General features: G+C 63.4%; 10 protein-coding genes. 1 reads left to right on the top strand and 9 read right to left on the bottom strand.

Annotated features, from left to right (window positions below):
* Positions 1 to 106: 106 nt before the first annotated feature.
* Positions 107 to 2,263 (bottom strand): glycogen debranching protein GlgX, encoded by a 2,157-nt coding sequence (gene glgX / locus DB708_RS05375; protein ID WP_108920893.1) that lies wholly within the window; start codon positions 2,261 to 2,263, stop codon positions 107 to 109.
* 109 nt (positions 2,264 to 2,372) lie between these two features.
* The gene (locus DB708_RS05380; protein ID WP_108920894.1) at positions 2,373 to 2,738 is read right to left on the bottom strand and encodes a MerR family transcriptional regulator; all 366 of its coding nucleotides are present in this window, start codon (positions 2,736 to 2,738) and stop codon (positions 2,373 to 2,375) included.
* Positions 2,739 to 3,181: 443 nt separating this feature from the next.
* Between DB708_RS05380 and DB708_RS05385 the strand changes: the two genes are divergently transcribed.
* Positions 3,182 to 3,859: a PAS and ANTAR domain-containing protein gene (locus DB708_RS05385; RefSeq protein WP_108920895.1), complete on the top strand. Its 678-nt coding sequence runs from the start codon at positions 3,182 to 3,184 to the stop codon at positions 3,857 to 3,859.
* A gap of 2 nt (positions 3,860 to 3,861) precedes the next feature.
* Here DB708_RS05385 and DB708_RS05390 read toward each other — a convergent pair whose 3' ends face one another.
* From DB708_RS05390 to DB708_RS05415, 7 genes are all read right to left on the bottom strand, one after another.
* A complete protein-coding gene (locus DB708_RS05390; protein ID WP_108920896.1) occupies positions 3,862 to 4,086 on the bottom strand; it encodes a deoxyribodipyrimidine photolyase in 225 nt (74 codons plus the stop codon).
* 131 nt (positions 4,087 to 4,217) lie between these two features.
* Complete coding sequence (locus DB708_RS05395) at positions 4,218 to 4,646, bottom strand: pyridoxamine 5'-phosphate oxidase family protein (protein WP_108920897.1); 429 nt, start codon at positions 4,644 to 4,646, stop codon at positions 4,218 to 4,220.
* 49 nt (positions 4,647 to 4,695) lie between these two features.
* Positions 4,696 to 4,833: an MFS transporter small subunit gene (locus tag DB708_RS27190; RefSeq protein WP_165839736.1), complete on the bottom strand. Its 138-nt coding sequence runs from the start codon at positions 4,831 to 4,833 to the stop codon at positions 4,696 to 4,698.
* Positions 4,830 to 6,209: an OFA family MFS transporter gene (locus DB708_RS05400; RefSeq protein WP_108921009.1), complete on the bottom strand. Its 1,380-nt coding sequence runs from the start codon at positions 6,207 to 6,209 to the stop codon at positions 4,830 to 4,832. The genes DB708_RS27190 and DB708_RS05400 overlap by 4 nt, the downstream gene beginning before the upstream one ends.
* Positions 6,210 to 6,424: 215 nt before the next feature.
* Positions 6,425 to 7,081, bottom strand: a complete 657-nt coding sequence (locus DB708_RS05405) for a class I SAM-dependent methyltransferase (protein WP_235616636.1) — start codon at positions 7,079 to 7,081, stop codon at positions 6,425 to 6,427.
* Positions 7,082 to 7,161: 80 nt separating this feature from the next.
* Positions 7,162 to 8,208 carry an alpha/beta fold hydrolase gene (locus tag DB708_RS05410; RefSeq protein WP_108920899.1) on the bottom strand — a complete coding sequence of 349 codons (1,047 nt, stop codon included), beginning with the start codon at positions 8,206 to 8,208 and terminating at the stop codon, positions 7,162 to 7,164.
* A gap of 54 nt (positions 8,209 to 8,262) precedes the next feature.
* The coding region (locus DB708_RS05415) for a non-ribosomal peptide synthetase (RefSeq protein WP_133250980.1) at positions 8,263 to 11,146 on the bottom strand (2,884 nt) is incomplete at its 5' end.

Below are 11,146 nucleotides of genomic sequence, written 5' to 3' on the forward strand. Positions count from 1 at the left end.
GGCGGCCGTGGGTGCCCTGTCCAGGAAACCTAGCCCATGAGGCAGTCTCGGCGGGAAAAACCGCGCCGAGGGCGAGTCGCTTTCGCTGGCCGCTGTGCGCGGGCTATCACGTCTGGTTATCGGGTAGAACTTGCAGCACCACGGCGGTGTGTGGCTCCACGATGAACTTGCCTCCCCCGGGCACTTCGTCCGCGGGCGTCGTCTCTTCGGGACCCGTGTACACCACGAGCTTCCACGCCGCGCCGAAATTCTTTGGCGGAAGGGTAAATTCGAGCGACTCGTAATGGGCGTTGAAACACAGCAGGAAAGAGTCGTCGAGGACCCGCTGGCCCCGTGGGTCGCGATCGGGAATGCCATGTCCATTGAGGAATACCGCGACCGATTTCGCAAAGCTCGCACCCCAGTCCTCGTCGGTCATCTCGTCCCCGTCGGGGCCGAACCAGGCGATGTCGGGCAGGCCGTCCTGGCCGCGCCGGCCCACCGGCTTGCCGGAAAAGAATCGCCGCCTGCGAAACACGGGATGGTTCGCACGCAGCGCCGACACGGTACGGGTGAACTCCAGCAGCCCGGTGTCGGCGGTGGCCCAATCGATCCAGGTGAGCTCGCTGTCCTGGCAGTAGCCGTTGTTGTTGCCGCTCTGGGTGCGACCGAGCTCGTCGCCGTGGCAGAGCATCGGGACACCCTGTGACAGCAGCAGCGTGGTGATGAAGTTGCGATGCTGGCGGGCCCGCAGTTCGTTGATTCCAGTGTCGTCGGTCGGCCCTTCGGCGCCGCAGTTCCACGATCGGTTGTGACTCTCGCCGTCGTTGTTGTCCTCGCCGTTGGCCTCATTGTGTTTTTCGTTGTAGGACACCAGATCACGCAGCGTGAACCCGTCGTGGGCGATGACGAAGTTGATCGAGGCCACCGGCCGGCGCCCGGTGTGCTCGTAAAGGTCGGCCGAACCGGACAGCCGGTAGGCGAACTCGTCGAGGGTCGACGGTTCGCCACGCCAGAAGTCGCGCACGGCATCGCGGTACTTGCCGTTCCATTCCGTCCATTGCGGCGGGAAATTGCCCACCTGGTAGCCGCCCGGCCCGACGTCCCATGGTTCAGCGATCAGCTTGACCTGGCTGACGGTCGGATCCTGTTGCACGAGTTCGAAAAACGTCGACAGTTTGTCCACGTCGTAGAACTCGCGGGCCAGTGTGGAAGCCAGGTCGAACCGAAAGCCGTCGACGTGCATTTCGGTCACCCAGTAACGCAGCGAATCCATGATCAGCTGCAGCGAATGCGGATGGCCGACATTGAGGCTGTTTCCCGTGCCCGTGTAGTCCATGTAGTACTGCTTGTCGTCGTCGACCAGCCGGTAGTACGCCGCGTTGTCGATACCGCGCATCGACAACGTGGGACCCAAATGGTTGCCCTCCGCGGTGTGGTTGTAGACGACATCAAGGATCACCTCGATATTCGCTTCGTGCAGGGCGCGCACCATCGCCTTGAACTCCTGCACCTGCACCCCCGGGGAAGTGCCGGTCGAGTACTTGAAGTCGGGCGCAAGAAATCCAATTGTGTTGTAGCCCCAGTAATTCGACAGCCCCCGCTCAACCAGGGTGGAGTCATTGGCGAAGTGGTGCACCGGCATCAGCTCGATCGCGGTGACGCCCAGACTCTTGAGGTGGTCGATGATGACCGGATGCGCCACGGCGCTGTAAGTGCCGCGTATCTGCTCGGGGATGTCTGGATGGGTCTGCGTCAGACCCTTGACGTGCGCCTCGTAGATGACCGTGTCCGCGTACTCGTGACTCGGCGGCCGGTCGTTACCCCAGTCGAAGTACGGATTGATCACCACGGACTTGGGCATGCTCGCCGCGGAGTCGTCGTCATTGCGGCTATCGGGGTCGCCGAAGTTGTAGCTGAACAGCGATTGGCCCCAATCGAATGTGCCATCGATGGCTTTCGAATACGGGTCCAGCAGCAGCTTGTTCGGGTTGCACCGCAGCCCCTCGGCGGGCTGGTATGGGCCATAGACCCGATAGCCATAACGCTGGCCGGGTTCGATGGCCGGTATGTAACCGTGCCAGACGAAATAGTCGACCTCTGGCAGGGTTATGCGCGTCTCGGCACCGTCGGCGTCGAACAGGCACAGCTCCACCCCCTCGGCCACTTCACTGAACAACGCGAAGTTGGTGCCGGCGCCGTCGTAGGTGGCGCCCAGCGGGTATGCCTTGCCCGGCCACAGTTCACCGGTAGGCGTCGGCGCAAGCGCGTCTGCTCTGGTCATGGCGCACTTGATACCCGACAGCTGCAGCGATCAAACAACTGTGCGAAACGCCCTTGTGGAGTTGCTATTTCGAAGTTCGGACACAATCACCGGCGCCTGGTCGCCCTACCTAGGTGGCATCCCCGCGTCTGGGTCTGGTGGACTTGCCGGCGCTGCGCAAGGTGCGATTACTGGAGCGCAGATCGCTGTTCGTCGCGGAAAGATCCGCGTTGTCATCTTCGAGGTTCAGGATGCGTGCGATGCCGGCCAGGTTGATCCCGGCGTCAACCAACTCGCTGATGCGCCGCAACCGGGCCAAGTCATCAGAACTGTACCGCCGGGTTCCGCCTTCGCTTCGAGAAGGCGTGAGAAGGCCAGCGCGCTCGTAGAGGCGCAGCGATTGCACCGCGACGCCGGAAAGCTCGGCAGCGACGGAGATTCCGTACACGCCGTGATCAGACGCAGGCGCATCGGCCCGGTCCGAGAAATCGGCCATCAAGCACCTCCTTGCTTGCACACGCAGAAAACCTGTTTATCACACTTGCACTAAAGTGTCGACGATGCTATATAAAACCTATGCCTGATGGCATAGATAAATCACGTCTCACGGCGACAGATTGGAGCGAGAGATGACCGCAAGGCTGATGTGTACCGACCAATGCTGGGCGAAGGCCGTGGCCGCGGTGGACGGCCGCGCTGATCGTCGGCGAACCCCGGCAGCCTCCGTCGCCGCAACCGCCTGCCGCCGATAGCGCAGCTGCGCTGGCTGTTATGACATGATATGAACGCCCTCGCGTTGAACAGCCAGCGCCATAAATGCCGACGCCGTGGCTTCGCGCCTTCTTGCACCTTTCCTTGTCCCTAACGGGGTTCGGTGGTGTACGCGTAGCAGCGGTCGGTCGTGTCCGGTGATCTGATCCCGAGGAGACGAAGTCCGCCATGAATTGGGACCTCAACGGCCAATCTGCCGATGTCGAACAAGCCCTGGCCGGCGGCGCGCCCCAGTGGGCAGGCTGGTTCCGGTTCTATTTCTCCGACCAGCGCTGGGAGTGGTCCGAACAGGTTCAACGATTGCACGGCTATGAGCCCGGCAGCGTTGCCCCGACCACCGAATTGGTGCTGTCACACAAACATCCGGATGACCGTGGGCAAGTCGCGGCCACCATCGACGAGATCCTCAACACCCACCAGGCGTTCAGCACCCGTCATCGGATCATCGACACCTGCGGACAGGTGCGCCACGTGGTGGTCGTCGGCAACCACCTGCACGACGACCAGGGTGAGGTGATCGGTACACACGGGTTCTACGTCGACGTCTCCTCACCGCCCGATCAGGAACGGGAAGATCTCGTCACCGCAAAACTGGCCGAGATCACCGAACAGCGCGCCAGTATCGAGCAAGCCAAAGGGATGTTGATGCTTATCTACGGCATTGGCGAAGGCCCGGCGTTTGATTTGCTCAAATGGCTGTCCCAGGAAGCCAACATCAAGCTTCGGCCACTGGCAGAACAGATCTGCGAAGATTTTCGCGCGTTGGGTCCGCGCGTTAGCTCACAATCGGACTTCGATCACCTGCTGCTCACCGCGCACGAGCGCGTCGACCCGGCGCTTTCGTAACGTTACTTCTTGCTCGGAATGACGATGACAACGATCAGCGTAAGGATGGAGAAGAACAGCCCGAGAATTCCCCATCCCAGCGGGTTACGGCCCTTCGTCGCGGCAATCAGGCCGCACACGATTGCGGCGATGACGCTGCCAATGGCCACGAAGATCCCCTTGATCCCGCGCAGAATGAGCCCTGCCGCAAGCGGATCCGAACTAGCCAGAATTACCGAGTGCAACATGTCGGGTCCTTTTCTCGTCAGAAGTGGCTAACGAATACCCTCACGACTGCACCCCAAACCGCAATTCCCGTTGCCGGCCGAATAACGACTTTTGTCGCTGCGATCCGTTTTACCGAGGCCCGGAAGAAGGCTCAGAGTTCATCCGAGAAATCGGCGGTGATCCAGCGGTCCGGGCGCACGGTGAACAACACGCTGTCCTGGTTCTCGATGCTGCGGACAAATTCGCGCCCGCCCTCTTCGCCGAGGTAACGGATGGCGATGGCTTCGCGCACGTCTAACGGGGTCGGGTTGGTGGTCTCGACCACGGTGCCCTCGACGACCACATATTGGTACGGCGGCTCTTCGCGCTGTACCACCAGCGTGACGACGCCGGCCCGCTCGATGAGTTTGGCCTTACGAGACCTCGCGCCGGTGTTGACCCGGATGTTCCCGCCCGGGGCGTAGTCGTACCAAATCGGGACGCTGGCCGGCGGACGCCCGTCGTCGGCGGCCACGGACAACACTCCGACGTGCTTGGCTTCGAGGAAATCCTGACGTTCGCTCTCGGTGAAAGAACCCATGGTCGGGTGAACGTACCACCCGCGCCAGGCTATTCCCGAGAGCCTTGGATCAGTTCAAGAACAACGCGGGGATCTTCACCAGCAACTCGTAGAGGCCATAGGTGAATGGCACCCCCACCCAAACCCAGGTGCCGGCGCCCAGCAGCTTGTCGCGTGGCGATCTCGTCTCGATCGATCGGTCGGTCATCGTCCACCCTCTCCGGAGATCACGCTGGCCGGCTTTCGCGTATCCATGCCCGCCACAACGAAGCTGGGCGGCCGTGGCGTACGAATCAGCTCGTTGCACACCACGCCGATCAGCAACAGGATCACCATGATCATGAATGACCATCGGTACCGCTCGGGTCCCGCCACATGGGCAGCAATGCGGTTGTCGGCAATCGCGTTGACAATCACCGGCCCGAGCACACCCGCTGTCGACCACGCTGTCAGCAGCCTGCCGTGGATCGCCCCGACTTCGAGGTAGCCGAACAGGTCACGCAGGTAGGCAGGCGCCGTCGAGAAGCCCGCGCCATAGAACGACAGCAGCAAGATGCACACCACAAGGAATAATGGCTTGCTTGTATTTTGCGCGACGATCAAAACGACATAGAGCGCCGCGCCCAGACCGAGGTACAGCCGGTACATGTTTTTGCGACCGGCCCCATCCGACGCCGAAGACCACAGTATGCGTCCCAACGAATTTGCCAGCGAGAGTATCGCTACGAATCCCGCCGCCGCCGCGGTCAACGCCGCGGGAGAAGCCGCGCGTGGAAAGTAATCCCGGTAAATGGGCGCGGCCCGCTCCAGGATGCCTATTCCCGCAGTGACGTTGAAGCACAACACTATCCACAGCAGCCAGAACTGGGGCATCCTGATCGCCTCGTTCGCGGTGCGATCGGGGCCAGCGGCATGCGGCAACTTCGACGAGGCGACTCTGACGATGGGTGGTTCCCATTCGTGCGGCGGCACCCGAATCAGCAACACTCCCACCGACATGAAGACGGCGTACACCAGCCCCATGACCAAGAACGTCGCAGCAAGTCCGTGCCGGTCGGAGCCGAACCATTTCATCAACTGCGACGACCACGGAGAGGCGATCAGCGCACCGCCGCCAAACCCCATGATGGCAAAGCCGGTCGCCATGCCCGGCTGGTCGGGAAACCATTTCATCAACGTGGAAACCGGTGAGATGTAACCGATTCCAAGACCGATACCGCCGATGACACCGTAACCGACGATGATCAGCCACATCTGTCCCAGCTCGGCCGCGGCCGCCGCGACAAGCAACCCACCGCAAAAGCAGGACAACGCCACGAACATCGCCCAGCGAGGGCCGCGTCTGTCCACCGCCGTGCCGAAGACGGCGGCCGACGCACCCAGCATGACAATGCCCAGCGTGAACGGCATAGCACTTAAAAGACCTGATGCCCCAAGTGTTTCATGTAGGGGCAGTTTGAAAACACTCCACGAGTAAACGCTGCCGATCGCTAGGTGTATCGACAGCGCAGCGGGGGGAACGAGCCATCTACTCCACCCGGGCCCGGCGACGATTCGATCGCGCGACAGAGCTGCAGCAGACATCATTGTCCTCTTTCCACACGGCGAGCGCCCTGTTGCTTGAGGGCGCCCGGGAGTTTCACGTCAGCGACCAATTGGCAAGCAAGACAGAAACATTCGGCGGCTACTTCACTATGATTTATTGCCGATGATTTTCGGCAAGTTCACCCGATGCTAGCGACCCGGGTCACACGATGAAGTCGAGGAACTGTGATGAAAACGGTTGTAGTCAAGGGCGACTACCGAGTCGCGTGTCCCAGTATCAGTGGGTGGACAATACGTGGCATCCCGCGCCAGACGACATGATCGGCCGTAACAGCAAATCCGCAGGCGCGCATCAACTCCCCGGTCGGCCGGTTACAGCAGCATCCGCCGGCGAAGGCACGCCACGGACGAAACAGGTAGTCCTGCCAGGCTGCGAGCAACCGCGAACTCGCGCGCACATGTTCTACGAACAACAACTGCCCACCGGGGCGCAGCACGCGTGCGATCTCGAACAGCGCGCGTTCGGGATCCTCGACGGTGCAAAGGACGAGCGTCGAGACGACGGTGTCCACGGACTCGTCGGGCAGCGGTAGACGCTCCGCGGGCGCGTCGATGATCTGTGCGGGACGGGGATGCCGCTGCAGCCGAAGCGCGAGCTTTCGGCGCATCGCGGGCTCGGGCTCCAACAGCAGCAGATCGTCGACGCCGTCGGGATAGTGCTCGATGTTCAGTCCGGTCCCCGCGCCGATCTCGACGACACGCCCGCGGGCGCCGCTCACCAGCGTCCGCCTCCGGCTACGCATGCCCGCGAGCTCACCGAGCCACACAAACGGGTCATACACCAGGGCCATAATCCGCAGCCACGACGCGGAGCGCGGGCGCACTTCTAGTTCGATACCAGTGTCGGTCATGGCGCAAACGTAGAAGAGGCCACCGGGTGCGCGCATCGCCCAGGGCGGCCATCTTCGGCCGATGGCCCGTTTGGGCTAGGTCACAGCAGTCCGAGGCGCGCGGCCTCCGCAACGGCAGCGGTCCGCGAGGTGCGTCCCAGCTTGCGGCGGATGTTCGCCACATGGCGGTGCACGGTATGCGGGCTCAGCACCAGATGCTCGGCGATCTCGCGATCGTGCAGACCGCGCGCAAGGCAGGCGAGAATCTCGCGTTCACGAGCGGAGAGCGCGACCGGCTCTGGCTCGTGTGCGTGCTGCTGCGGCGACGGCGTCGACGGCCCCAGCGACTCGCGGCATGCGCGCGCGACGGAATCCGCGTCACCATGCCAGGGAAAGTGCGCACTGCCGGGCAGCGAGATCAGCGCGGCGCCGGGGATCGCCGCCGCAACCTCACGCCCGAGCCGGTAAGGCACGGCACGGTCGTCGCGACGATGCACGACCAGCGTCGGCGAGTAGACGTTGGGAAGGTACCCACGGACATCGAGGCGATAGACCAGACCCAACAATGCGGCGGCGGCCTCGGCGGTCGCCGCCCCTCGCTGCAACCGTGCGAAGCGTTCGTGCTCCGCGGATTCGGCGGCACCGAGGAACATGTTGCTGAGCAAACGCGAGCCGAGTCCCCAATGCGCGCGAACCGCCGCGATGATCGCGTCGCCCACTCCCGGTGCGGTGATCACCGAGCCATCGGCGTAGGACCCGTACAGCACCAGCCGCTCGACTCTTTCGGGATACGTTGCAGCAAAGGCGATTGCGGTGCAGCTCCCGCAGGATCCGCCCAACACAGACACACGCTCGAGATCGAGCTCGTCGAGCAGCGCCCGCAGCATCGCCACTTCCGCGTCCAGGGTCAGGTCCGAATCTCGCAACGCGCGGTCCGACATGCCGACGCCGAGCCGGTCGTAGCGGATCAGCGTGTATCCGTCGGCGACGCTTTCCCAGAATTGCCGGAAGCCGGAGCTCTCCCAGTCGAGTTCGAGATGGCTCACCCACCACGCCGGAGCGACCAGAGCTGGACCATCGCCGCGTACTTCGTACGCCACGCGGCGGTCGCCGACGCGCAGGAACCGAATCTCGGACTTTGCCAGCATCGCATTGAGCGTACGACGGCGTTCTGGCCAGCGAAAGGATTGCTATACCAACGGCTAAAGCAGCCCAAGCAATTGTAGGTCGGTGACGTATTTGACGATGACCGGCGGCGAGACGTGCGGGATGTCATTGTCGGGCCCGATTTTGGCCTCCTGCACCGCGGCGCGGAATCTGTCCGTCGACGCTGAGGCGCCGCGCATCGGCAGTGCGGGCCGCACATACCTGGGGCCGGCCGACTGCAGTATCTGCAGCACGCTGTGCTGCCGCTGTCGATGGGGCAGACCCCGCAGGCCGCACTCAAACCGTTGCAACCATTCGTCGAAATCGTCGATGCGCTCGATGGAATGGCCGGCATCGATCAGCCAATCGACGTACTCGTCGAGCCCGACACCGTCGTCGTGCGGGTTCATCACGTGATAGGTCTCAAACCCGTCGACCACCTCGGCTCCGAGCGTGGCGATCGCCTCGGCAACGAATTCGACCGGCAGCCCGTCGTAGTGCGCCCGTTGCCGGTTGCCGTTCGCGTCGCGCTGATAGAACGAACCGGGCGCGATGCCCGTGGCCACCAGGCTCAACACCATCCGCGTCACCAGGTCCGAGACGTTGAGCTGACCCAGGTAACTGGTGTCGGCCAAGATCATGCCGCTGCGGAACACCAGAACCGGCAGCCCGAACAATTCATGGGCTTCCCGTAGCAACACCTCACCGGCCCACTTGCTGTTGGCGTAGCCGCTCACCGAGCCGCCGTCGTTGACGCGCGTCGGGCTGATGATCCGGATGTCGGCGTCCTCGGTGAACGCCGAGCGCTCAATCGGGTCACCGACGTTGGCAGTCGACACATATGTGTAGGGCTTGAGTTTCGTAGTCAACGCCAGCCGGATCAGTTCCGCGGTGCCGCCGACGTTGGGGCCGAACAGTTCGCTGTAGGGCAATACACCGTTGACCAATGCGGCCGAATCAACGATCAAATCAACGGTTTCGGCCAGTCGCTGCCACGTCTGGCCGTCGAGGCCGAGGTCCGCTTGCGCCTTGTCTCCGGCGATGACCTGAAGACGATCCGCCGCAAGCTCCTCAAAGTGCGCCAGCAGTTGCGGATCCCCGGTGTCGAAGACCTTCTCCAGACGACGCAGAGCATCCGCGTCGGAGGATCCACGCACCAGACAGATCAGTGTGCCGTCGACCAATTCCAGTTGCTCAAGCCATTTCAGCACCAGGTAACGCCCGAGGAACCCGGTCGCGCCGGTCAACAGAACCGTACGTAGCTCCGCGCTCGGGCCCGGCAGCGTGGCGGCCGCCGATAGCGTTGCGGCGTCCATGAACTTGTCCAGGGTGAGATCGGCGGCATGGATTTCGCCGGGCTGCGCGCCGTGCGCGGCCACAAAACGCGGATCGACAACGTGCCGGTCAACCTGATGGCTCAATGCGCTCACCGACGGTGCGTCGAACAGAACGCGGACAGTGAGGTGGGTGTCGAGAGTTGTGTTGATCGCGGCGATCAAACGCATTGCCGAGATGCTGTTTCCACCGAGGTCGAAGAACGAATCGTCAACCCCGACCCGCTCGAGGCCGAGGATCTCGGCGTAGACACCGGCCAGGGCTTCCTCGACTGCGTTACTCGGAGCACGGTACTCACTGCTGTGGTACTGCGGTGCCGGCAAGGCGCGGGTGTCAAGCTTGCCGTTGACCGTCAACGGCAGTGCGTCGAGGACCGCGATGGCGGCGGGGACCATGTAGGGTGCCAGCCGCTGGGCCAGCGCGGCTCGGGCACCGGCGGTGTCGACCGCCCCGGTTGACACTTCGGTGACATAACCCACCAAACGCTTGTCGCCGGGGCGGTCCTCGCGAACCACCACAACCGCGGCCTCGACCCCATCCAAACCGCTTAGCGCCAACTGGATTTCGCCGAGCTCGATCCGATAGCCGCGAATCTTGACCTGCTCATCGGCCCGACCCAAATACTGCAGCTGCCCATCAGCACGCCATGACACCAAATCGCCGGTGCGATACATGCGTTGCCCTGGCGCGAACGGGCAGGCCACAAACCGCGATGCCGTCAATCCCGCGCGGCGCAGATATCCGGCCGCCAACCCACGCCCGGCCACGTACAACTCGCCCACCGCACCCGGTGGCACCGGACGCAACCAGGGGTCGAGCACAAGCAGCGCCGCCCCCGGAATCGGCCCACCGATCGGAGGTGCCCCTGATCCGGCAGTCAGCGGTGGACTGACCGTCGCGCACAGCGTGGACTCGGTGGGACCATAGGCGTTGGTCATCACTCGCCCCGGCGCCCATCGATCCACCAGCTCCGCCGAGCAGGCCTCGGCGGCCACCACCAGTGCCGCGGACTCCAAGCCTTCGGGCGACAGCGCCGACACCGCCGACGGGGTCTGGTGCAACACGGTGACGTGTTCGTCAATCAGCAAGTTCTGCAAGTCATCTGGCACCGCGGCCACCGACTCGGGCACGATCAGGAGCCGAGACCCGTGCAGCAACGCCCCCCAGATCTCTTCGACCGAGGCGTCAAACGCATAGGAGTACCACTGCGACCACACCTCCCCCGGCCCCGACGGCAGACCCACATGCAGCGACTCCAACAGCTGAGTCACGTTGTGGTGAGTCGTCGCCACCCCCTTGGGCACACCGGTAGTTCCCGACGTGTAAACGACGTGGGCGAGGTCCCCGGGCGCGGGCGCCGCCAACGCGATGCTCGGCTGGGCCTGTACCGCCGGCTCATTGACGCCGAAGACCGGCACCCCGTGACTATCGAACCGCCCGGCTAACTCAGCGGTGGTCAGCGCCGCGATCGGCGCGGCATCGGCGAGCATGAACTCGACGCGAGAATCGGGCACCGCGGAATCGATCGGCAGGTAGGCCGCCCCCGACTTGAGCACCGCCAATATCGCCACGATCGCCTCGGCCGAGCGCGAAAACATCACCGCC

It is taken from the genome of Mycobacterium montefiorense (assembly GCF_003112775.1).
In the GTDB taxonomy this organism is placed as follows: domain Bacteria; phylum Actinomycetota; class Actinomycetes; order Mycobacteriales; family Mycobacteriaceae; genus Mycobacterium; species Mycobacterium montefiorense.